General features: G+C 66.8%; 20 protein-coding genes. 16 read left to right on the top strand and 4 right to left on the bottom strand.

Going from position 1 to position 22,679, the window contains the following annotated elements:
• The first annotated feature begins 84 nt into the window (after positions 1-84).
• The 11 genes from groES (at position 85) to LOC56_RS16245 (ending at position 14,774) form a co-directional block, all read left to right on the top strand.
• Positions 85-381: a co-chaperone GroES gene (gene groES / locus LOC56_RS01690; RefSeq protein ID WP_146361179.1), complete on the top strand. Its 297-nt coding sequence runs from the start codon at positions 85-87 to the stop codon at positions 379-381.
• A gap of 82 nt (positions 382-463) precedes the next feature.
• The gene (gene groL, locus LOC56_RS01685; RefSeq protein ID WP_229949900.1) at positions 464-2,074 is read left to right on the top strand and encodes a chaperonin GroEL; all 1,611 of its coding nucleotides are present in this window, start codon (positions 464-466) and stop codon (positions 2,072-2,074) included.
• Positions 2,075-2,288: 214 nt separating this feature from the next.
• Positions 2,289-3,806, top strand: coding sequence for an IMP dehydrogenase (guaB, locus tag LOC56_RS01680; protein ID WP_229949898.1), 1,518 nt, complete (start codon positions 2,289-2,291; stop codon positions 3,804-3,806).
• A gap of 131 nt (positions 3,807-3,937) precedes the next feature.
• The gene (locus tag LOC56_RS01675; RefSeq protein ID WP_229949897.1) at positions 3,938-5,077 is read left to right on the top strand and encodes a GuaB3 family IMP dehydrogenase-related protein; all 1,140 of its coding nucleotides are present in this window, start codon (positions 3,938-3,940) and stop codon (positions 5,075-5,077) included.
• 64 nt (positions 5,078-5,141) lie between these two features.
• On the top strand, positions 5,142-6,866 hold the full coding sequence (locus LOC56_RS01670; RefSeq protein ID WP_229949896.1) for a glycerol-3-phosphate dehydrogenase/oxidase: 1,725 nt from the start codon (positions 5,142-5,144) through the stop codon (positions 6,864-6,866).
• Positions 6,867-6,940: 74 nt separating this feature from the next.
• Positions 6,941-7,447 (top strand): PTS sugar transporter subunit IIA, encoded by a 507-nt coding sequence (locus tag LOC56_RS01665; protein ID WP_442860041.1) that lies wholly within the window; start codon positions 6,941-6,943, stop codon positions 7,445-7,447.
• Positions 7,448-7,541: 94 nt separating this feature from the next.
• Positions 7,542-8,360 (top strand): SURF1 family protein, encoded by an 819-nt coding sequence (locus LOC56_RS01660; RefSeq protein WP_229949894.1) that lies wholly within the window; start codon positions 7,542-7,544, stop codon positions 8,358-8,360.
• The gene (locus LOC56_RS01655) at positions 8,357-8,863 is read left to right on the top strand and encodes a DUF3817 domain-containing protein (protein WP_442860039.1); all 507 of its coding nucleotides are present in this window, start codon (positions 8,357-8,359) and stop codon (positions 8,861-8,863) included. The genes LOC56_RS01660 and LOC56_RS01655 overlap by 4 nt, the downstream gene beginning before the upstream one ends.
• The gene (gene guaA, locus LOC56_RS01650) at positions 8,856-10,445 is read left to right on the top strand and encodes a glutamine-hydrolyzing GMP synthase (RefSeq protein WP_229949892.1); all 1,590 of its coding nucleotides are present in this window, start codon (positions 8,856-8,858) and stop codon (positions 10,443-10,445) included. Before LOC56_RS01655 ends, guaA begins: the two co-directional genes overlap by 8 nt.
• A 147-nt stretch (positions 10,446-10,592) precedes the next feature.
• Positions 10,593-14,438, top strand: coding sequence for a DUF4011 domain-containing protein (locus tag LOC56_RS01645; protein ID WP_331460889.1), 3,846 nt, complete (start codon positions 10,593-10,595; stop codon positions 14,436-14,438).
• Between the two features lie 3 nt (positions 14,439-14,441).
• Positions 14,442-14,774 (top strand): hypothetical protein, encoded by a 333-nt coding sequence (locus LOC56_RS16245; RefSeq protein WP_331460888.1) that lies wholly within the window; start codon positions 14,442-14,444, stop codon positions 14,772-14,774.
• Between the two features lie 78 nt (positions 14,775-14,852).
• Here the strand turns inward: LOC56_RS16245 and LOC56_RS01640 are convergent, their stop codons facing one another.
• From LOC56_RS01640 to LOC56_RS01630, 3 genes are all read right to left on the bottom strand, one after another.
• On the bottom strand, positions 14,853-15,596 hold the full coding sequence (locus LOC56_RS01640; RefSeq protein ID WP_229949889.1) for an SAF domain-containing protein: 744 nt from the start codon (positions 15,594-15,596) through the stop codon (positions 14,853-14,855).
• Positions 15,597-15,787: 191 nt separating this feature from the next.
• Positions 15,788-16,087, bottom strand: a complete 300-nt coding sequence (locus LOC56_RS01635; RefSeq protein WP_229949888.1) for an FmdB family zinc ribbon protein — start codon at positions 16,085-16,087, stop codon at positions 15,788-15,790.
• A gap of 55 nt (positions 16,088-16,142) precedes the next feature.
• Positions 16,143-16,760, bottom strand: a complete 618-nt coding sequence (locus LOC56_RS01630) for a 5-formyltetrahydrofolate cyclo-ligase (RefSeq protein ID WP_229949887.1) — start codon at positions 16,758-16,760, stop codon at positions 16,143-16,145.
• Positions 16,761-16,825: 65 nt separating this feature from the next.
• Here LOC56_RS01630 and galU point away from each other — a divergent pair, with 65 nt between their 5' ends.
• The 4 genes from galU (at position 16,826) to LOC56_RS01610 (ending at position 20,799) form a co-directional block, all read left to right on the top strand.
• Positions 16,826-17,731 carry a UTP--glucose-1-phosphate uridylyltransferase GalU gene (galU, locus tag LOC56_RS01625; RefSeq protein ID WP_229949886.1) on the top strand — a complete coding sequence of 302 codons (906 nt, stop codon included), beginning with the start codon at positions 16,826-16,828 and terminating at the stop codon, positions 17,729-17,731.
• 7 nt (positions 17,732-17,738) lie between these two features.
• Positions 17,739-18,353: a GNAT family N-acetyltransferase gene (locus LOC56_RS01620; RefSeq protein WP_229949883.1), complete on the top strand. Its 615-nt coding sequence runs from the start codon at positions 17,739-17,741 to the stop codon at positions 18,351-18,353.
• 81 nt (positions 18,354-18,434) lie between these two features.
• Entirely contained in the window at positions 18,435-19,523 is a 1,089-nt protein-coding gene (locus LOC56_RS01615; protein WP_229949881.1) for a hypothetical protein, read from the top strand.
• 31 nt (positions 19,524-19,554) lie between these two features.
• Positions 19,555-20,799, top strand: a complete 1,245-nt coding sequence (locus tag LOC56_RS01610; protein ID WP_229949879.1) for a phosphotransferase — start codon at positions 19,555-19,557, stop codon at positions 20,797-20,799.
• 18 nt (positions 20,800-20,817) lie between these two features.
• On the opposite strand, the gene LOC56_RS01605 is transcribed toward LOC56_RS01610, so the two are convergent.
• A complete protein-coding gene (locus LOC56_RS01605) occupies positions 20,818-21,294 on the bottom strand; it encodes an Lrp/AsnC family transcriptional regulator (protein ID WP_229949877.1) in 477 nt (158 codons plus the stop codon).
• Between the two features lie 133 nt (positions 21,295-21,427).
• On the opposite strand from LOC56_RS01605, the gene LOC56_RS01600 reads away from it, so the two are divergent.
• Entirely contained in the window at positions 21,428-22,675 is a 1,248-nt protein-coding gene (locus tag LOC56_RS01600) for an MFS transporter (RefSeq protein ID WP_229949875.1), read from the top strand.
• Positions 22,676-22,679: the final 4 nt, after the last annotated feature.

Genomic DNA, 22,679 nt, shown 5'->3' with positions numbered 1-22,679 from the left:
GAAAGCGCGAACCGGCACCGCGACGACGGCCAGCGCCAGACCAACGGCCCCATTCCGTTAGAAACTACGCAAAGGAGAGCCCGAGTGTCGGTCTCTATTAAGCCCCTTGAGGATCGTATTGTTGTCCGCCCCCTCGAAGCCGAGCAGACCACTGCTTCCGGCCTCGTTATCCCGGACACTGCAAAGGAAAAGCCCCAGGAGGGTGAAGTAGTTGCAGTTGGACCCGGCCGCGTTGATGACAACGGCAACCGCATCCCGGTTGACGTTGCCGAAGGCGACGTAGTCATTTACTCCAAGTACGGCGGCACCGAAGTCAAGCACGGCGGCCAGGAATACCTGGTGCTGTCCGCCCGCGACGTGCTGGCCGTCGTCGTAAAGTAGTTCCCCTGGAAAACCCCGGCCACGATTCTGGCCGGGGTTTTCTGATGTAGGTGCAGATGTAGTTGTCGGAAAGGACACACACATGGCAAAGCAGTTGGAGTTCAATGACTCCGCCCGTCGCTCGCTGGAAGCCGGCGTCGATAAGCTCGCCAATACGGTCAAGGTGACCCTCGGCCCGCGCGGCCGCAACGTCGTCCTGGCCAAGACCTGGGGCGCTCCCACCATCACCAACGACGGCGTTACGATCGCCCGTGAAGTTGAGCTGGAAGACCCGTACGAGAACCTCGGCGCACAGCTGGCCAAGGAAGTAGCCACCAAGACCAACGATGTTGCCGGCGACGGCACCACCACGGCCACCGTGCTGGCACAGGCCCTGGTCAAGGAAGGCCTGCGCAACGTTGCCGCCGGTGCTGCCCCCGGGCAGCTCAAGCGCGGCATTGAGGTGTCCGTTGACGCCGTTGCCAAGCGCCTGCTGGAGAACGCCAAGGAAGTTGAAGGCAACCAGGTTGCGCACGTTGCAGCCATCTCCGCGCAGAGCACCGAGATCGGCGAACTGCTGGCCCAGGCCTTCGACACCGTCGGCAAGGACGGCGTGATCACGATCGAGGAGTCCTCCTCGACGCAGACCGAACTGGCTATCACCGAGGGCATGCAGTTCGACAAGGGCTACCTTTCGCCGTACTTCGTGACCGACCCGGAGCGCCAGGAAGCCGTCCTCGAAGACGCGCTGATCCTGATCAACTCCGGCAAGATCTCCTCCGTCGCCGAGTTCCTGCCGCTGCTGGAAAAGGCTCTGCAGACCTCCAAGCCGCTGTTCATCATTGCCGAAGACGTAGACGGGGAAGCCCTGTCCACCCTGGTGGTCAACAAGATCCGCGGCACCCTGAACGTCGTCGCCGTCAAGGCCCCGGGCTTCGGTGACCGCCGCAAGGCCATGATGCAGGACATCGCGACCCTCACCGGCGCCCAGGTGGTCAGCCCCGACCTCGGCCTGAAGCTGGACCAGGTTGGCCTTGAGGTGCTGGGCTCCGCCCGCCGCATCACGGTCACCAAGGACAACACCACGATTGTTGACGGCACCGGCTCCGAAGCCGACGTCGCCGACCGCGTGGCACAGATCCGTGCCGAGATCGAGCGCACCGATTCGGACTGGGACCGCGAGAAGCTGCAGGAACGCCTCGCCAAGCTGTCCGGCGGCATCGGCGTCATCCGCGTCGGCGCAGCCACCGAGGTGGAGCTGAAGGAGAAGAAGCACCGCATCGAAGATGCTGTTTCCTCCACCCGTGCCGCACTCGAAGAAGGCATTGTGGCCGGCGGCGGTTCCGCACTGGTCCACGCTGCACGCGCACTGGACACTGATCCGGAGGTGACGAAGCTGCAGGGCGACGCCGCCACCGCCGTCGGCCTGGTCCGCCGTGCACTGGCACAGCCGCTGCGCTGGATCGCCGAGAACGCCGGTTCCGAAGGCATGGTCGTCGTTGCCAAGGTCGGTGAGCTGGAAGTCAACAACGGCTTCAACGCCGCCACCGGCGAGTACGAAGACCTCATTGCCGCCGGCATCATCGACCCGGTCAAGGTCACCCGCTCGGCCCTGCGCAACGCCGCCTCGATCGCTTCGCTGGTGCTCACCACCGAAGCCCTCGTGGTGGAGAAGCCGGCCGAAGAGGACAACGACCACGGTCACCAGCACTAATCAGCCCTGATCCGCGCCCCGCGTGCGGAAATCGGCCTCGGCCCCGCCCCCGGAACCCGTTTCCGGGAGCGGGGCCTTTGCTATTGGCCGTGGCATCCCTCACAGGCGGTATATACCTTCGGGGAGGAATAGGGGCGGGACCGCTTTCGTTTTACGATAGGTACAGGCTAAATCGGGCCTTTTCCTTCCTCTCATCCCCGAAAGAGGCGCAGCTTTGAGTCAGCAGTACCCAGAACACGATCCGTTCGGCTTCGTCGGCCTGACCTACGACGACGTCCTCCTGCTGCCCGGCCCGACGGATGTCATTCCCTCTGAAGCCGACACCAGCTCCCGCCTGTCCAAGCGAATCATCGTGCAGACGCCGCTGCTCTCGGCCGCGATGGACACCGTGACCGAATCCCGCATGGCCATCGCCATGGCCCGGCAGGGCGGCCTGGGCGTGATCCACCGGAACCTTTCCATCGCGGACCAGGCCGAGCACGTTGACCGGGTCAAGCGCAGCGAATCGGGCATGATCACCAACCCGGTGACGATTTCCCCCGACGCCACCCTGCAGGAACTCGACGACCTCTGCGCGCATTTCCGCGTTTCGGGCCTGCCGGTGGTGGATGCCGAAAACACCCTGCTGGGTATTGTCACCAACCGCGACACCCGCTTCATTCCGCGTGCCGACTACCCGAGCCGCAAGGTCGAAGAGGTCATGACCCGCATGCCGCTCATCACCGGCCGGGTGGGCATCAGCGCCGCGGAAACCATGGAACTGCTGGGCAAGAACCGGATCGAGAAGCTCCCACTGGTGGACGACGCCGGCAAGCTGCAGGGCCTCATCACCGTCAAGGACTTCGACAAGGCCGAGCAGTACCCGCTGGCCACCAAGGATGACGAAGGCCGCCTGCGCGTCGGTGCTGCCATCGGCTTCTTCGGCGACGGCTACGAGCGCGCCATGTCCATGGTCGAGGCCGGCGTCGACATCCTCGTGGTGGACACCGCCAACGGGCACAGTGCAGGCGTGCTGGAAATGATTGCCCGCCTCAAGAAGGACCCGGCAGCAGCGCACGTGGACATCATCGGCGGCCAGGCAGCCACGCGCGAAGGCGCCCAGGCCCTGATCGACGCCGGCGCCGACGCCATCAAGGTAGGCGTGGGGCCGGGTTCTATCTGCACCACCCGCGTAGTCGCAGGTGTGGGCGTCCCGCAGATCACCGCCATCTACGAAGCCTCCAAGGCAGCCATCCCGGCGGGCGTCCCGCTGATCGCCGACGGCGGCCTGCAGTACTCGGGCGACATCGGCAAGGCCATCGTGGCCGGGGCCGACACCGTAATGCTTGGCGGCCTGCTGGCAGGCTCCGCGGAGAGCCCGGGTGACCTGGTCTTCGTGAACGGCAAGCAGTTCAAGTCCTACCGCGGCATGGGTTCGCTCGGGGCCATGCAGTCCCGGGGCAAGAACACGTCCTACTCCAAGGACCGGTACTTCCAGGCCGACGTCCCCAGCGACGAGAAGCTGATTCCGGAAGGCATTGAAGGCCAGGTGCCCTACCGCGGACCGCTTTCCGCCGTGGCGCACCAGCTGGTCGGCGGTCTGCGCCAGACCATGTTCTACACGGGTGCACGCACCATTGAAGAGCTGAAGGCCAAGGGCAAGTTCGTCCGGATCACCCCGGCCGGGCTGAAGGAATCCCACCCGCACGACATCATGATGACGGCCGAAGCGCCGAACTACGGACGCCGCTAACCCGGCTTACCTGCCGAAGGGCAGCCCCTGCGTACGCGCTGGAGCTGCCCTTCGGGGTTTAAGTGCCAGGATCTGCCCCGGATACCGGGAGCTTTCGGGCCGACGCCGCGCACTGGGATAACCTAGGGAACGTGAGTAACGAGATAGAAATTGGCCGTGGCAAGCATGGGCGCAGAGCCTACTCCCTGGATGACGTAGCGATTGTGCCCTCGCGGCGCACCCGTGACCCCCAGGATGTGTCCATCAACTGGCAGATCGATGCCTACCAGTTCGAGATGCCGGTCATCGGCGCCCCGATGGACTCGGTGATGTCTCCGGCATCAGCCATTGCCCTGGGCAGGCTCGGCGGACTCGGCGTGTTGAACCTCGAGGGTCTGTGGACCCGGTACGAGAATCCGGAACCGCTGCTGGACGAAATCGCCGCCCTCAGCAACGACAATTTCAATCCTGCAACCACCCGCCGCCTGCAGGAAATCTACAACGCACCGATCCAGGCCGAACTGATCAGCTCCCGCCTGGCCGAAATGCGCGACGCCGGCGTGACGGTTGCCGGTTCGCTCACTCCGCAGCGCACCCAGGAGTTCTACAAGACCGTCCTCGCCGCCGGCGTCGACGTCTTCGTCATCCGCGGCACGACCGTTTCGGCCGAGCACGTGTCCAAGACCGTGGAACCGCTGAACCTGAAGCAGTTCATCTACGAACTCGATGTTCCGGTGATCGTCGGCGGAGCCGCCGGCTACACCCCGGCCCTGCACCTGATGCGCACCGGCGCGGCCGGCGTCCTCGTCGGGTTCGGCGGCGGCGCGACCACCACCACCCGGCGCGCGCTTGGCATCCACGCCCCCATGGCCACGGCCATCTCCGACATCGCCGAGGCCCGCCGCGACTACATGGACGAGTCCGGCGGACGGTACGTGCACGTAATCGCCGACGGCGGCATGGGTACCAGCGGCGACATCATCAAGGCCTTCGCCATGGGCGCCGACGCCGTGATGCTCGGTTCCGCGCTGGCCCGTGCCGAAGAGGCACCCGGCCAGGGCTGGCACTGGGGGCAGGAAGCACACCACAGCGAACTGCCGCGCGGCGACAGGGTCCGGCTGGACACCGTGGGACCGCTGAAGGAGGTCCTTTGGGGGCCGTCCCACCACGCCAACGGCACCTCCAACCTCATGGGTGCGCTGCGCCGGGCAATGGCTACCACCGGTTACTCGGACCTGAAGGCGTTCCAGCGCATCGAAGTGCTGGTGTCGCCCTACCAGTACAACCTGTAAATACCGGCGCCCAGCCCCTAGAGTGGACGCAGCTACGTCAGGACCCTAGAGAGGAACCTGGACCATGACTGCAGACGCCCTGAGCCCCGAGTACCGCACAGATGCCATGGACAAGCTCCGGGCAACCACCGCGCCCGGCAACGAGCTGGACATCCTGATTGTCGGCGGCGGCGTAGTCGGGGCGGGCGCGGCGCTGGACGCGGTGACGCGCGGCTTGAAAGTAGGCATGGTGGAGGCCCGGGACTGGGCGTCGGGAACGTCGTCGCGTTCCTCCAAGCTCATCCACGGCGGCCTGCGCTACCTGGAGATGCTCGATTTCGCGCTGGTCCAGGAGGCACTGAAGGAACGCGGGCTGCTGCTGCAGCGGATTGCTCCGCACCTGGTGAAGCCCGTGGCGTTCCTGTATCCGCTGACGAAGCGGTTCATCGAGCGGCCGTACGTGGGCGCCGGCATTTTCCTGTACGACACCATGGGCATGACCTCGGGAAACTCCCGCGGGGTGCCCAGGCAGAAGCACCTGACCCGGAGCCAGACACTGCGGATGGCCCCGAGCCTGAAGGACGACGCCATGGTGGGTGCCATCAGGTACTACGACGGCCAGGTGGATGACGCCCGGTACGTGGCCAACATGGTCCGCACAGCAGCACATTACGGTGCCGCAGTGGTGAACCGGCTCGCCGTCGTCGACTTCCTGCGCGAGGGCGAACGCGTGGTCGGGGCCCGCGTCCGCGAACAGGAAACCGGCAACGAGTTCGACATCGCCGCAAGCCAGGTGGTCAATGCCACGGGCGTCTGGACGGATGAAACCCAGGCCATGGTGACGGACCGCGGGCAGCTGAAGGTCCGCGCCTCCAAGGGCGTCCACCTCGTGGTTCCCAAGGACCGGATCCAGTCCACGGTCGGCATGATCCTGCGGACGGAAAAATCCGTACTCTTCGTGATCCCGTGGGGGCGGCACTGGATCATCGGCACCACCGACACGGACTGGAATCTGGACAAGGCCCACCCGGCGGCCACCTCGGCAGACATCGACTACATCCTCGAGCATGTGAACCTGGTGCTGAAGACGCCGCTGACCCGCGAGGACGTTGAAGGTGTGTACGCGGGACTGCGGCCGCTGCTCGCCGGGGAAAACGACTCCACTGCCAAACTCTCGCGTGAACACGTGGTGGCCCACCCGGTGCCGGGACTCGTGGTGGTTGCGGGCGGCAAATGGACCACTTACCGGGTGATGGCCAAGGACGCCGTGGATGAGGCGGCCCGGGCACTGGATGAAAAGGTTCCAGAGAGCTGCACCTCGACCATCCCCCTTCTGGGTGCCGTGGGCTACAAGGCGGCGTGGAACCGCCGGCACCGCACCGCGGACGAGTACGGGGTACACGTGGTGCGGGTGGAGCATCTGCTCAACCGGTACGGCTCCATGAGTGACGACCTGCTCGAGATCATCAAGGCGGACCCGTCCCTGGCGGAACCGCTGCCCGGCGCCGACGACTACCTGCGCGCGGAAGTTGTGTACGCCACCACGCACGAAGGCGCCCGGCACGTCGAGGATGTCCTGGCCCGGCGGACCCGCATCTCCATTGAAACCTTTGACCGGGGCGTCTCGGCCGCGCCGGTGGTGGCCGAACTGATGGCGCCGCTGCTGGGCTGGGACCTCGAACGCGTGGAAAGCGAAGTTGCCCACTACCTTGCACGGGTCGACGCCGAACGCCGCAGCCAGGAACAACCGGATGACAAGAGTGCCGACGCCGCCCGCCTGGCGGCCGAGGACATAGCACCGCGCATCTAGCGCGGCACCACGGACCAACGGAAATGCAGAAAAGCCCATTGAACGAACACCTGGCACCGGACGCTGAACACCCCTTGGAACCACCCCGGAATGAAGAACTCACCCTTAACGAAGCCGGGGCGGTGCTGACCGAACCCGGGCTGGTGATCCTCGGCATGGAGGCGGCAGACAGATACGACGCCGCCGCCCAGCTGGCCGAGCGGTTGTACCGTTCCGGCCGGATCAGCAATCTCGAGGGGTTCCTCGAACAGGTCAGCGCCAGGGAGCACCAAATGGCCACCGGCCTGCCGGGCGGGATCGGCGTCCCGCATGCCCGCAGCCACTACGTACGGAAAACCTCCATCGCAGTGGGCATCACCCGCTACGGCCACAGCGTGGATTTCGGAGCAGCCGACGGGCCGGCGACGGTGGTCCTGCTCATTGCGACGCCGGCGGCCTCCTTCTCCCAGCACCTGGAGGTCCTCGCCACCCTGGCCCGGTCCCTGTTCCGGCCCTCCTTCCGGGATTCCCTGCGCCGGGCCAATGACGCAGAGGTGATTGCCGAGCTGATCAATTCCTCCCTGGTCTTTTTTGACCACTGAGTTTGAACGCTGAGTTTGAACACTGAGTTTGACCGCTGAAGCGGCCGCACACCGGCATTGGGTGTTCTACAGCTTGACGAAGTACCGTTAACGAGTGCTCAAAACTGCCCTGCAGCCGCGTTGGATCGCCGGCCTGCTTTTTGCCCTGGTCATCTCGACGGTCTTTGTGCTGTTGAGCCAATGGCAGTTTTCCAGTGCCGAATCGGAGGAGTCCGGCGAGCCCCGCGCCACCGAGGACGTCCGGCCGCTGACCGAGGCCTTCACCCCGGGTAAGCCGATGTATGAAACCGAAGCGGACCAGATGGTTTCCTTCACGGGGTCCTTCGACCCGGAGAAGTCCGTCCTCGTTCAGGAGCGGCTCCAGGACGGCGAGATGGGCTACTGGGCGGTTACCGCCTTCAACGTCGACGGCGCACCCTCGGGCGAATTCATCCCGGTGGTCCGCGGCTGGGTCTCCGACCCGGAAGACGTCACGGAGCCGCCGGCCGGCGAGGCCGCCGTCGTCGGGCGCCTGCTGCCTTCCGAGGCCCCGCTGCCCGCGACGCCCGAGGACGGCCGGGTTACCGCGCTTTCCACCGCCGAACTGATCAACCTCTGGGACGCGCCCGCCTACTCGGCGTTCGTCACGGCTACGGAAATCACCGTCGACGGCGCCGCCGTCGACGCAGGCGGCATGGAAACCGTGGACGTGAGCGCCCAGCCGGAGGAAACCCCGGTCAACTGGCTCAACATTTTCTACGCACTGGAGTGGATCGTCTTCGCCGGCTTCTCCGTCTTCCTGTGGTGGCGCCTGGTTGCCGACGAGCACAACCGCAGCTTCGAGGACGACGAATATGAGGACGAGTACGACGACGACTCCGCCGAAGCAACCGAACCCGACAACGATCATCCCAGCAGCGAGGTAACCAAGTGAGCGAATCCGCAAGCACCGCCAAAGCCCCACGGAAAAAGAAGCGCCGGTTCGGCGGTACCCACGCCCAGATTCGTTCCGCCCTGAAGTTCTACAAGGTCTTTTCCTATGTGACCGGTGTACTGCTGCTCGCCCTCGTCGTGGAGATGATCGCCAAGTACGGCTTTGACACGGAGATCATCGTCGGCAGCGTCAACCTCTCCATCGGCGTGCTCATCCTGCACGGCTGGATGTACGTGGTCTACCTGCTCTCTGACTTCCGGCTGTGGCAGCTGATGCGCTGGCCGTTCTCCAAGTTCATCCTGATTGCGCTTGGCGGCGTTGTGCCGTTCCTCTCCTTTGTGGTCGAAGGACGGATCCACAAACAGGTGCTGGCAGAGCGGGAAGCGCTTCCTGACGCGGCAAGGGGATACTGGGGGAGAGGTCCGCCGGCGGCCCGCAGCCGGCGGACCCTGGCCCGGTGTGCATGGCCGGGGGCGGGCCGACTATCCTTGAAACGTGACTAATCCCGCGACAGATCCCATTGAAGAGCGGCCCGTCCTCGTTGTGGACTACGGAGCGCAGTACGCCCAGCTGATTGCCCGCCGGGTGCGCGAAGCCGATGTCTACTCCGAGGTGGTTCCCCACACCTACAGCACCGAGCAGCTCCTCGCGAAGAACCCAGCTGCCATTATTCTCTCCGGCGGACCCTCCAGCGTGTACGCCGAAGGCGCCCCCAAGGTTGATGCAGAGCTGTTCGAATCCGGTGTTCCGGTTTTCGGCATCTGCTACGGCTTCCAGGCGATGGCTGCCGCCATGGGCGGCAAGGTCGCCAAGACGGGGCTGCGCGAGTACGGTTCCACCGACGCACGCGTCATCGGCGGCGCCCGGTCCATTCTGGAAGGCACCCCGGACGAGCAGAACACCTGGATGAGCCACGGCGACAGCGTGCAGGAAGCACCAGAGGGCTTCGACGTCCTGGCCAGCACCGCCGGCGCACCCGTCGCTGCCTTCGCCAACGAGGCTAAAGGCCTTTACGGCGTGCAGTGGCACCCCGAGGTCAAGCATTCCGCGCACGGCCAGGCCGTCTTGGAGAACTTCCTCTTCAAGGGCGCCAAGCTCGAACGCAGCTGGACCACCGGCAACATTGTCGAAGAGCAGGTTGCACGCATCCGCGCCCAGGTAGGCAACGCCCGCGTGATCTGCGGCCTGTCCGGCGGCGTCGACTCCGCCGTAGCCGCTGCCCTGGTGCAGCGGGCCGTGGGGGACCAGCTGACCTGTGTCTTCGTTGACCACGGGCTCCTCCGCGAAGGCGAAGCAGAGCAGGTTGAACGCGATTTCGTGGCAGCCACCGGCGTCAACCTCTACGTCGCCAACGAGCAGGAACGCTTCCTGAGCGCCCTGGCCGGGGTCTCCGATCCCGAGACCAAGCGCAAGATCATCGGCCGCGAGTTCATCCGCGCCTTCGAAGAAGCCGAGCGGGCCATCATGGCCAAGGCCGAAGCCGAGGGTGAGCCGATCCGCTTCCTGGTGCAGGGCACCCTGTACCCGGACGTCGTCGAGTCCGGCGGCGGTGAAGGCGCAGCCAACATCAAGAGCCACCACAACGTGGGCGGCCTGCCGGAGGACATGAAGTTCGAACTGGTGGAACCCCTGCGGGCGCTCTTCAAGGACGAGGTCCGTGCGGTCGGCGCCGAGCTCGGCCTGCCGGCCGAGATCGTGGGCCGCCAGCCCTTCCCCGGCCCCGGGCTGGGCATCCGCATTGTCGGCGAGGTCACGCACGAGCGGCTGGAACTGCTGCGCCGCGCGGACGCCATCGCCCGCGCCGAACTGACCAGTGCAGGCCTCGACGACGAAGTGTGGCAGATGCCGGTAGTGCTCCTGGCCGATGTCCGCAGCGTCGGCGTCCAGGGCGACGGCCGTACCTACGGGCACCCCATCGTGCTGCGTCCGGTCTCGAGCGAAGACGCGATGACAGCTGATTGGTCACGGCTTCCGTACGATTTGCTGGCCCGGATTTCCAACCGCATCACCAACGAGGTGGACGGAATCAACCGCGTGGTGCTGGACGTAACCAGCAAGCCGCCGGGAACAATCGAGTGGGAATAGCGTAAAGGGGACCGAGGACGGCCGTTTCGGCCGTCCTCGGTTTTGTCCCCCGCGTTGCTATGTTCGGGAAACCCTCCCCGACGCGATAGTTTTGAAGGTATGCCAATTTGGTCGAGAACGCGCGGAAGTGCAGAAAAGAGGGCACTAGTGTCTGAGCAGAATACCGGGGAGAATCCCTCGGACTTCCTGCTGCCGTGGCTGGGACAATTGGGACAGCACGCCGGAACGGACACATTGCTCCATTTCACGCCGTCCGCCGCCAACAGCATCGACCTGACGCACGCGCACCCGTCCGGTCTGGCCCAGCTGCTCGCCGGCCGGCGTACCCGCCTGTCGACCCTGCTGCGGGACCCGGACCAGTACGGCGCCGCCATGAAGGCCGGCCGCCTGCTGCGCGCAAAGATCTACGAGCTGGGCACCGACCGCGGCATCGACGTCGGCTACATGGCCGCGGGCACCGCATCCTGGCGCTATGCCTCCGATGAAGCGCTGCGCCCCGAGTCCCTGACGGCTCCCGTGCTGCTCACTCCCGTTGCGCTGACGGTCCACGCCTCACAGGATGACTATGAGCTGCAGCTGACCGAAAAGGCGGCGCTGAACCCCGCTTTGGTCCGCCACCTGCAGCATGAGCAGGGCCTGGACATCGACGTCGACGCGCTCACCCGCCTCGCCTACGGCACCGCCCGCTTTGATCCCCACCCCGTGCTGGAAAAGCTGCGCGCCGTCACCGGCAGCGTCCGTGGAATCAACATTGAACACCGGCTGCTGGTTTCCACCTTTGCCGACCTGTCCGACCTCAGCGAGGATCCGGCGCTGGACCCGGCCCATCCGATCCTCCGTGCGCTGATCGACGCTGCCCGGGACGGCTCCGCCGGTCCGGCCATCCCCGAACCGCTGGACCTGCCGGCCCTGGATGAGCGGGATCCCGCGGATGAACTGCTGATCCTCGACGCCGACCGTCAGCAGCAGGAAGTCCTGGACCTGATCAATGCGGGCCAGTCGCTGGTAGTCTCCGCGCCGGCCGGTACGGGCCAGACCCAGACGGCGCTTAACGCCGTTGCGGCACTGGCCAACGCCGGCAAATCCGTCCTGGTAGTGGCGGAACGGCGCAGCACCCTGAACCAGTTCGTCTCCGAGCTGGACGCGATGCAGCTGGGCTCCCTGGTGCTGCAGGCCAACGCCGGCCTCACCCAGCAGCAGCTGAAGGACCAGCTGGTCCGGGCCATCGTGCGCAACGAAAAGGCGCAGGCCCCGGAACTGGACAGCCTGCACAAGGTCCTGCTCGAAAACCGTCACCAGCTCCGCGACCACGTGAAGTCGCTGCACAACGTCCGCCGCCGCTGGGGGTGCTCGCCCTACCAGGCCATGCAGTCCCTGGCCGAGCTGACCTCCATGAACCCGGCGCCGGCCACCACCGTCCGGCTCAAGCGGAGCGTCCTGGACAGTATCACCGACCGCACCGAACTCTCCGGCCGCCTGCGCCGGGCCGCCGAACTCGGCAGCTTCAGCCGGGCAGCAACCACCAGCCCGTGGTACGGAGCCAAGCTGCTCAACCGTAAGGAAACGGAAGAAGCGTATGCGCTGACCCAGACCCTTGCGGCGGACCTGCCTGCGCTGCGCGCCAAGGTCCAGGACGTGGCCGAGCACTCCGAAATCCGCCTCGGCGAAACATTTGCCCAGTGGGGCGAACAGCTGGAACTGCTGGTAGCCGTGCGGGAAAGCCTGGACAAGTTCACCCCGGACATTTTCGACCGCCCGGTGACCGACCTGATCTCGGCAACCGCGTCTTCGTCCTGGCGGCGGGAACGCGGGATCGATATGAGCTCCATGACCCGTTCCCGCCTGCGGCGCGTGGCCAAGGAATACGTCCGGCCCGGTGTGCATATTTCCGACCTGCACGCCTCCCTGGCCGAGGTCCAGCAGCAGCGCGCCGTCTGGACCCGTTACGCCACCACCCAGCGTCACCCCTCGGTGCCCACCGGCCTGGCCGAGATCAACCGTTCCTACCTGCTGGTCAAGCGCCAGCTGGATACCCTGACCGGCATCCTGGCCGAGACGCCGCTCCACCCCGACCTGGCATCCCTGCAGCTCGACGAACTCGAGAAGCAGCTCAGCCAGCTCGCGGGGGACCGGGAAACCCTGGAAACGCTGCCCGAACGGACCCTGCTGCTCGACGAGATGCGGGCCCAGGGCCTGGGTGAACTGCTGGATGACCTGAGCGCACGCGAGGTCCAGCCCCGCCACGTTGGGTACGAGCTGGAACTGGCATGGTGGCAGTCCGCCCTCGAAGCCATGATCAGCGGCGACGATTACCTGGCCATGTCCGACGGCAACAGCCTGCGCCGCCTGGAAGCGGAGTACCGGCTCGCGGACAACGCCCACATCGCCTCGGGCGCAGCCCGGCTGCGCTGGAGCCTTGCATCGCGCTGGCGCTCAGGCGTTCAGGCTGCGAAGGGTGCTGCCGAGGACCTGCGCGAGCTGCTCAAGGACGGCGAGCTGTCCTTGGAGAGCCTGAGCCTGCAGTCCGAGGAACTCGTGTCCTCGCTGCTGCCGGTGTGGGCTGCGAGCCCCTTGGTGCTGCCGATGGTACTGCCCGAACACCGCCGCTTCGACACCGTGGTCCTCCTCGATGCCGAATCCACCAGCCTGCAGTCCGCAGTCCCGGCGCTGGCCCGCGCCTCGCAGGTTGTTGCCTTCGGTGACAGCTGCCTGGGCGGACCGCGGCCGTTCACCATCGGTGTTGAGCCGGCCGGTGCAGCCCAGCAGCACGTTGAGCTGCTCAGCGCCTTCGAGGCGCTTGAACGCGTCCTGCCGACACGCTGCCTGTCCACCGTTTACCGCGGCACCGACAAGGCACTGCTGCGCCAGCTCAGCGAGTCCTTCTACGGCGGGCGCCTTTCCATGGTCCCGAGTGCAGACGAGGTCACCACCGGCCACCGCGCACTCTCCGTGGAATACCTGCCGGACGGAACCGGAATGCCCAGCGCTGACCATGAGGGCGTGGAAAGTGTCGCAGCTGAGGTCAACCGCGTGGTTGACCTGGTCTTCGAACACATCCGCCGCCGCCCGCACCAGTCCCTCGGCGTCATCACCGCCAGCCCGCGCCACGCGGTGCGGGTAGCCGAGGCCATCCGTGTCCAGATGGCCAACTTCCCCTGGGCTGCGGACTTCTTCACGGCGAAGTCCGAATCCTTCCGGGTAGTGCCGGTGGACCGCGCCGTGGGCATGGTCCGGGACTGCGTGATCTTCTCCCTCGGCTTCGGGCGCACCCCGCACGGGCGTGCCCTGCACAACTTCGGCCCGTTGTCGGCACCTGACGGACGCAAGAAATTCGTTACGGCCATGACCCGGGCACGTTACAAGCAGCATGTGCTGACCTGCTTCCAGCCGGCAGACCTGGACCGCACGCGGCTCGGCTACGGCGCCCTGGACTTCTACGAGCTCATCAAGCGGGAGCTCGATCCGGAAACCGCCAGGGAGGAAATCCCCGCTGCCGGAGGCATCATGGAGGAGGATCCGCTGGTTGCGGATCTGGTGGGCCGCCTGCGGGAACGCGGCGCCAAGGTCTGGGACCACTACGACGGCGCCATCGACATTGTCGCTGCGGCTCCCCACTCGGCCGGTCCGACCGGCACGCCGGCCCCGCTGGCGATCGAGTCCGACGGCACCGAACGGTACCGCGCCATGTCCGTCCGCGAACGCAGCCGGCTCCGGCCGCAGCTGCTTGAGCGGCGCGGCTGGCGGTATATGCCGCTGTGGACCATCGAGGTGTTCAGCGACCCGTCAGCCTGTGCCGACCTCGTGAGCCGCTTCCTTGAGCTGCCGGATCCTCCTGTCGGGCAGAAGCCCGTTCCCCGCAGCACGGATACCGCCGAGACCGGCACGGAGGAAGCAGCCGGCTCCGCTCCGCAGGTAACCGTGACTCCGCACGGAAGCAGCCGCATGCGCGAACGGAGGTCGGGATCCGTCCCGGACGACGCAGCAGGAGAGTGAGCGATGACTGAGGAACCCGTGGCTGGGAAGGCCGCGGCGGATGAGACCGCCGCGGCCGAGCGGACCGGCAAGGCGGCCGCAGCGGCGGAGCAGGCCGGCAAAGCGGCTGCAGCGGGGGAACGTCCGTCCACGGACGGCGCCAAGGACGGCGTCACGGACGGCGCCACGCACGGCACCCGCAGGCGCGGAAACCGCCGGGCCGTTTCGCCCGGGCCCGGCGGGCCTGCCGGGCTGTTGCCTATCATCGCCAAGGAAGATGATCCCCGGGCGTGGGGCGACAGCACGGAAGACAGTGAGTCCTGGCTGCGGGAGCAGCGTCCTCCGCACTGGGGCTAGGCCGCGTCTGGCCGTGCCGCGGCTACGGAGGGCATGCACCCCATCACCCGGTGTAACTAACGCGATGTCTCGGTACGGCTAGCGGTCCGTCAAGACAAGGTAGATCCCTTCGTTCCCCGAAGCCGCTGTGAGGCGGGCTGCGTTCTCCCGATCAGCAGCCACCACAACCAGGCCCTCACCGCCGCCGTTGCCTGGCCAGCCGGCACCCGTGGGCTCACCGCCGGACACCCACAGCACCGGTACCGAGGACGCCAGCACCACCGCACTGCTGCCGTCCTCCGCCGTCTGTCCCGGCTCGGCGCCCGTCCACGCGGCTTCGGCACCCGCAACTACGTTGACGAGCTGTCCAGGCCCCAGCAGATCGAGGACGGACGGGTCGGCCGGGCGCAGCGGCACGGCCACGGAACCGGGCGGGGCACCGGCCAGCAGGCCGGCACCGGCCAGGGAAATGTCCGTGACGGGGCTGCCGCGCAACAGCGGTGTAGCGAGGCGCCGGCCCACCAGCGCGTCCGGCTGTTCATGGGCACCGGGAGGGATGGCTTCAGCCGGTAGGCGGACAGTTTCCAGCGTCCCGGAGTCCAGCACCGTACCGGCCGGCAGATCCCGGGCCGCGCGCACAATCAGAGTCCGTTCCGCAGCCGCCGGTACCAGCGCTTCGACCGCAGAGCCTGCGGCAGCGCAGCAGGCCAGGGCAGCCAGGAGGCGGCGGTGGCGGACAACAAAGCGGCGCATCTTCGAGAAGGAACTGCCGGATGCTGACGGCTGTCCCCGGTAGGCAGCGGTGCCGGGGGACACCTTGGCTGAGAGGCGGCGAAAAGGCATGGCATGACGCTAGCCGCAGGCTCTGCGCATCCGGGGCGGCGCTTCGCAGGCCTTAGCCAACACGTGGGCCGCCCGGTGGGAAAGGGGCGGTGTGGAGGGACAGTGGGTGCGCGGTCACCCCGGGCCGGCAACGCCGGTCCGAAGGCTTCAGGGGAAACTGCGACGGCGGGCCATCGGCCCGGCGGCACGGCTTAGGACTGTGCGCTGCCTGAGTTTGCGGTGGCTGCAGGCGCGGACGTCCCGCTGCCGGAACTCGTTGCCGGCCCCGTGGAGCTCTCGGTCTTGGCGGGGGCAGCAGGAACCGTGGAGGCAGCGTCACGTGAATCGGTGCGGTAGAAACCGGAGCCCTTAAAGACGACTCCGACGCTGTTGAACTTCTTGCGCAGGCGGCCGCCGCACTCGGGGCAGACCGTCAGGGAGTCTTCACTGAAGGACTGCTGGATATCGAACGAATGGGTGCAATCCTTGCAGGCGTAGGCATACGTGGGCACTCTGGTAATCCTCCTTGGGGGCACTCTCAAAGCTGGCACTCTCAAGCCTTGAGTGCTAAGTATACATGTGCTCCGATGGCACCGCCCGCCAGGCTTCGGGGGTCAGCACGGCATCCACGACCGCGTCCAGGGGAGTGGTTTCGAAGCTGCCGGCGGGAACGTATTCGTGCTCGAAAACCACTGCGACGGCAGCGGCAGAATTGCCGTCCGCCCGCAGCCCGGCCAGGAACCGGTCATAGTAGCCGCCTCCCTTGCCCATCCGTCCGCCTGCGGAATCGGCGGCCAGCGCGGGCACAAGGATAAGGCCCAGCTCCGGCAGGTCGGAGGCGGCGTAGCGGTGTCCGTCCGGTTCCAGCAGGGAACCATGCAGTCCGGGTACCAGCTCCGTCTCGGGTGTCCAGTCGCACCACGACAGCTGCCATTCGGGTTCACATACCGGAACGACCACACGGTACCCGGCTTTTACAAGACCCGGGAGCAGCGCATCCATGCCCGGTTCGGTCCCTACGGAGAGATATCCGGCCACGGTTCCGCCGTCGGGCACCCGTTGCTGAACCCCTCGTAGTCCGACGCGGGCCAGCCCCTGGGCGGCTTCGGTCCTGTCCACCGCGGTCAGCTCCCGCCGCAGTCGCAGGAAGTCCTTTCGGGCCTGGTCCTTTGCACGCGCACACATACCCCCATTCTGTATAAGCGTGCTTATTTGGTGCAATCTAAGACCTCTTAGGTACGCTTACGACTATGACGACGCCACGCCCCTCCATAACCAAAGCCGTAATCCCCGCAGCAGGTCTGGGTACCCGCTTCCTCCCTGCCACCAAGGCGATGCCGAAGGAAATGCTCCCGGTGGTGGACAAGCCGGCGATTCAGTACGTGGTTGAAGAGGCTGTCAACGCGGGCATGCCGGACATCCTGATGATCACGGGGCGGAACAAGCGCTCCCTCGAGGATCACTTCGACCGTGTCCCCTTCATCGAGAAGACGCTGGAAGACAAGGGCGACCACGAAAAGCTTGCGATGGTGCGGGCGGCCTCCGAGCTCGGCGAAATCCACTACCTCCGCCAGGGCGATCCCAAGGGCCTGGGCCACGCAGTGCTGCGTGCCAAGCTGCACATCGGCGACGAGCCCTTTGCCGTCCTGCTGGGCGATGACCTGATCGATGCCCGCGATGAGCTGCTGGGCACGATGGTCGAGGTCCAGGCAAAGACGGGCGGATCCGTCATTGCCCTGATCGAGGTTGATCCGGAACAGATCAGTGCCTACGGCTGTGCGGACGTCTCCGTTGTCGAGGGCGAGGACTACGTCCGGGTCAACAAACTGGTCGAGAAGCCCGACGTCGACGACGCACCTTCCAACCTGGCCGTGATCGGCCGGTACGTGCTGCACCCCTCGGTCTTCGGAGTGCTCGAAGAAACCGGCCCCGGCCGCGGCGGGGAAATCCAGCTGACGGACGCGCTCCAGACGCTGGCCGCAGCCGACGGCGAAGGGTCCGGAGTCTACGGAGTGATCTTCCGCGGCCGCCGCTACGACACCGGTGACAAGCTGAGCTACCTCAAGGCAGTAGTGTCCCTGGCCTCCGAACGTGAAGACCTCGGCCCGGCCCTGCGGGACTGGCTGAAGGATTTCACCGGCACCCTCGAAGATTAATTTCCCCATGCGGGTTTCATGGCCGGTGACGCTGGAGAGTGACGATGTCATTCTCCGGCCCATCCGGCACCGGGACCGGCGGGAATGGACTGAGGTCCGTTCCCGGAACGCCCGCTGGGTAGGGCCGTGGGAAGCCAGCAATCCCCTCCCGGGCGGCGAACCGCCCACCTACGGCGACATGGTGCGCAGCCTCAACCGCCAGGCACGGCAGGAATCTGCCCTGCCGTTCCTCATCACCGAGCGGCAGGATCCCGCGCGGCCGCCGGCAATTGTGGGGCAGCTGACCGTGTCCACCATCGTGTGGGGGTCGGCGCGCATGGCGACCCTCGGATACTGGGTGGATCAGGGGAGGGCAGGGCTCGGGATTGTGCCCACTGCCGTGGCGCTGGCAACCGATCACTGTTTCCAGGTCCTGGCCCTGCACCGGATGGAAATCAATATCCGGCCGGAGAACGCCCCGAGTCTGCGGGTGGTTGAAAAGCTCGGATTCCGGGACGAGGGACTGCGGGAGCGTTACCTGCATATCGACGGCAAATGGGCCGACCACCGGAGCTTTGCGCTCACTGCGGAGGAGGTGCCTGAGGGGCTGTTGAACCGCTGGAAGTCCCGCCGGGCACGTTAGGCAACAACTTTCACACCAGACACGCCGACACACCGGACGTAATGCACGTACCGGGCGCCCGGAGCTTCTACGGTCGTAAGTGTGGACTTCCCTATTAACAGCTCGCTGATCGGGTCACTGACCGGGTCGCTGAACAGCTCACTCGTGCTGGCACTGGCCGTTGCACTGTGGCTGGTGTGGGTAGGTCCGTATTTCCTCCGTCGTCCAGCTATGTCCGCGGCCGAGACAACCGCACAGACAGCAACACAGACAGCAACACAGACAGCAGCACAGGCATCAACACAGACAGCAGCACCGTCTACGGCACGGGTGGCAGTTACTGCCGACCGTCCAGCCGCCAATACCATCCGCCCGCCCGCCTCACCCGACAAGGGGTCCCAGGGGATCATCATGAACAACATCAGCACTACACCCAGCGGGGGCGGGGCAGCACAGTTCCAGAGCCAGGAACAGCCGGACGTTCGCCCGGTGCAGCCGGGACCCGCTTTCCGGATCCACACCGGCCGGACAGCCCTTGCGGCCAGCGGCCTTCTTGGCATCCTTGCCGTTGTGGTCGGCACACTGCTGGCAGCCTTCACCTCCGTGTCCTGGCTCCTTCCCGTAGCCGGCCTGGCAGTTGTGGCCGCGGTGGTTGCAATGCTCCGCTCGCTCGCCCTGCGGGACCGCAGGCGTCGAATGGAAGACGCGTTCCGTGCCGCCATGGGACCGGAGCCCCGTTACACGCAGAACCGGGCCGCCGCCGCGCCCGACGAGGTGGAGGCCCCCGCAGCCGAGGCACCGGAGACTGAGCCGCAGCCCGAAACCGTTCTGTTTGACCGCGAGTCCGCAGCCGTACCTGACGAAAGCCCCGCGGCCCCTGCCCGCGTTACAGCGGAGGAACTGCGCACCGAGGCCCTGAAGGTGGCAGCAGCCGCCGTCCAGCCCCCGGCCAAGCCCAGCACCACGCCGTGGCAGCCCGTAGAGCTCCCCAAACCCATTTACGTAGATGCACCCAGGGCAGAGCGTCCGGCACCCGAACCGATCGTCCTTCCTGAAACCCCCCGGTCCCTGACCAAGACTCCGCTGCGTCCTGCCTCCACACCCGCTCCCGCCTCTGCGCAGGCGCAGCAGGCGCGCCCGGAAACCGGCAAGATCAACCTCGACGACGTCCTGCAGCGCCGGCGGGCCTAGGCCGCCGGCGACGCAGTACACGGCACCTGCCGTGCCAGTCGAGCCCAGGCCCGGCCGCCCACGGGCCGCGGAGGCTGTCTCCGTCCTGGCCGGCCCGGCGATGCGGGGTCCACTGCAGGACCTGCTTCGGTCCCGCGGGCTGAGGATTCAACGCTGGGATCACCTGCGGAGCCACCACCGGCCGGGAGGAGCTGTCTCGGCCCTTTACCGTGTGCAGTGCCGCCGGACCGGGCCGGGACCGGCAGCCGATGACGCCCTGACCCTTCACCTCGGCGCCACGACAGGGGACGTCGCCGCCTTACCCGCCGGTCCCGACGTCGCCACGGCACGGATTGCCGGGCTGGACCTGTGCCTGTGGTTCCACCCGCATGACCCCGTACTTCGGTCCCTGCCCTGGGCCACCGACGCCGATGCGGTGGCGAGGGAGGTGTTTGGTGCAGGTGAACCTGCGCGGTTATCGCTCGTTGCCTACCGGCCGCTGCGCCGGGCAGTCATCCGGGCGCAGCACTTTGACGAAGCCGCCTATCTGAAGCTCCTCCCGCGGGAGCAACTGCCTGTCCTGCGCCGGCGCCACCGGCTCCTCGAGGACAGCGGCGTGCCGGCGCCGCGGCTCCTGCCCGGCGCTTCCGCCCCGGCCCGTGAGGCGGTCATCCTCAGCGCGCTGCCCGGCACCTCCCTTTTCCGGCTGCTGGTTGAGGACGCCGAAGCCGCGGTGCGGCCCGAAGTCCTGCTGGACCTGCTGGAGGCGTTGCCGTCCGGCGCGCTGGACCTGCCGCTGCGCCGGTCCTGGGCCGACCGGGCCGTGGATTATGCCGCAGCCGCCGCCGCAGCCCTTCCCGGGGAGCGGGACAGCATCTTCGAACTGGCGCGGAGCATCAGGGACGTGGTGGAATCGGCCCCGGCCGGACCCCTGGTGCCGGTCCACGGCGACTTCCATGAGGGAAACCTGCTGCTCAGCGGCGGCAGGGTCACCGGGCTGCTGGACATTGACGGTCTGGGTCCCGGCCGCCGGGTCGATGACCTGGCCTGCCTGCTGGGGCACCTGGCCGTCCTGGCGGCGGCTAATCCAACACGTCCGCAGCTGGGACGGGCACTGGCCGATTTCCGCCGGGTCTTCGAGGACGCCGCGGACCCGGCCGCGCTGAACGCCAGGGCGGCCGGCGTCGTACTGACCCTCGTGTCCGGTGCCCGCGCCGCCAACGGCAGAAGCCGGACACGGAATGCCGGGATCCGGCTCGAAGCGGCGCAGCAACTGCTTCGCGCAGCTGATCGATAGCGGCGGCAGCCGGCGGACTCAGGGAGCCGGCGGGACCAGTTTTTCCAGCAGCGGTTCGGTGCGGTACGGGATGTGCTCATGCAGGGCCAGGACCGTTTCCGTGCGGATCACGCCCTTGATCCGAAGGACGGAGCGCAGGGCCTGCTGCAGCTGCTGGGTATCCGTGGCGGTCAGCCGGCACCACACGTCACCGCGGCCGGAGATCTCATGCACTTCCAGCACCTGGGGGAGGGTGCGGAGGCCGGAGATGACACCGTCGAGTTCACGGTGGTTCACCTCGATGGTGACGAATGCCTGCACGTCATAGCCGAGCTGCGTCAGATCGACGTCGCGCCCCGATCGGCGGATGACCCCGGCCCGCAGAAGGTGCCTGACGTGGGCCTGGGCGGTGTTGCGGGCAACACCGAGCCGCTCGCTCAGGTCGCTGATCTGTGCGCGGGGATCGCGCACCAGTTCCAGCAGCAGCCTGCGGTCCAGCGGGTCCAGATTGGCCATCTCGCGCATCTCCTGTCAGCTGGTCGTAACGATATTGAGCAATTCGATCAAAAGAACACTCTAATGTGTCTACCCTGCTCCGCGACACCTCATCCTGTAGAGGCATTAGCTACAAATAGGATGGAAGTGCCCCGTGACAGTGCTCAGTGAGCTGCGTATGCAGCCCGCCGCCCGCACCAGGCGGAAGGAGTGGGACGCGGCCATCCGGCCCCGGCTGCTCCTGACGCTGGCCGTAATGAGCACGCTGTTGATCGGCGCCAACCTCGCAACGCCTCTGTATCCGCTGCTCGGCCAGTCCCTGGGCCTGTCCTACTTCGGCGTGACGATGGCGTTCACCTCCTACGTCCTGGTCCTGGTTGCCGGCCTGCTGCTGGTGGGCCACTGGTCCGACTACATCGGCCGCCGCGCCGCACTGGTACTGGCCGCCGTTGTTTCCCTTGCCGGGGGATTGATCTTCGGCACCGCCACCGGAGTCGGCACCCTGATGCTCGGGCGGGCCCTGCAAGGCGCCTCGGTTGCCCTGGCCACCGGAGCCAGCTCCGCTGCGCTGCGGGAACTGCTGCCGCATCGACCGGAATGGGCCACCCGCTTTACCCTGCTGGTCTCGGCGGGCGGTGTGGCTGCCGGGCCGGTCATCGGCGGGCTCCTGTCCCTGCTGCCCGCGCCCACCCTGACGCCCTTCCTGATCCACTCGGCGGTCCTGGCCGCGCTCCTGATTCCGCTCTGCATGCTCAAGGCCCGCCCGGCCATTTCCCTGGCGGAAGGCCGGCCGCTGGCCATGCTGCGTCCGCGCAAGCCCGCAGTCTCCCACCGCGCACGTAGCCAGTTCTGGATTGCCTCCACCACCGGGTTCCTCAGCTTCGCGGCCTTCGGTTTCTGCCTGTCCCTGGCGCCCACCTACTTTTCCTCCATCGCGGGCACCACGTGGCGGCCGGCCATCGGACTGCTGGCCGCCCTTGCTCTCGGAGCGTCTGCGGTCAGCCAGCTCACCGGCATCCGCGGACGGTACACGGCACCCGTCGGCCTGGCGGCCATGGGCACCGGCATCGCGCTGATTCCGGTGGCGGGCGCCACCGGAAGCCTCGTGCTCCTGACCGTTGCCTGCCTGATGGCCGGCTTCGGGCAGGGCATGGCGTTCCGCGTGGTGTTCAACGAAGTAGCCGCAGCCGTTGAGGCAGCTGAACACGCCCGGATCATCAGCACGGTCTATGTCATCACCTACCTCGGCAGCGCCATTCCGGTGCTGGGACTCGGAGCGGCAGGCGGGATCTGGGGGCTGGACGTTTCGGTGGCCTGGTTCTCGGGACTGATCACCGCCGCCTGCCTGACCCTGGCCGTCCTGAGCCTGCGGCGGAACCGGCGCCGGAGCACCGCCGGCTAGGTTC

The organism is Arthrobacter sp. zg-Y179 (assembly GCF_020907345.1).
GTDB classification, from domain to species: domain Bacteria; phylum Actinomycetota; class Actinomycetes; order Actinomycetales; family Micrococcaceae; genus Arthrobacter_B; species Arthrobacter_B jinronghuae.
This window is presented reverse-complemented; position numbering and strand designations above follow the sequence as displayed.

What these genes read in the sequence shown, in the direction of transcription:
- groL (WP_229949900.1), top strand. Translation starts at nt 464, where the DNA reads ATGGCAAAGCAGTTGGAGTTCAATGACTCCGCCCGTCGCTCGCTGGAA.
- LOC56_RS01670 (WP_229949896.1), top strand. Translation starts at nt 5,142, where the DNA reads ATGACTGCAGACGCCCTGAGCCCCGAGTACCGCACAGATGCCATGGAC.
- LOC56_RS16245 (WP_331460888.1), top strand. Translation starts at nt 14,442, where the DNA reads ATGACTGAGGAACCCGTGGCTGGGAAGGCCGCGGCGGATGAGACCGCC.
- LOC56_RS01640 (WP_229949889.1), bottom strand. Translation starts at nt 15,596, where the DNA reads ATGCCTTTTCGCCGCCTCTCAGCCAAGGTGTCCCCCGGCACCGCTGCC.
- LOC56_RS01630 (WP_229949887.1), bottom strand. Translation starts at nt 16,760, where the DNA reads ATGTGTGCGCGTGCAAAGGACCAGGCCCGAAAGGACTTCCTGCGACTG.
- galU (WP_229949886.1), top strand. Translation starts at nt 16,826, where the DNA reads ATGACGACGCCACGCCCCTCCATAACCAAAGCCGTAATCCCCGCAGCA.
- LOC56_RS01620 (WP_229949883.1), top strand. Translation starts at nt 17,739, where the DNA reads ATGCGGGTTTCATGGCCGGTGACGCTGGAGAGTGACGATGTCATTCTC.
- LOC56_RS01605 (WP_229949877.1), bottom strand. Translation starts at nt 21,294, where the DNA reads ATGGCCAATCTGGACCCGCTGGACCGCAGGCTGCTGCTGGAACTGGTG.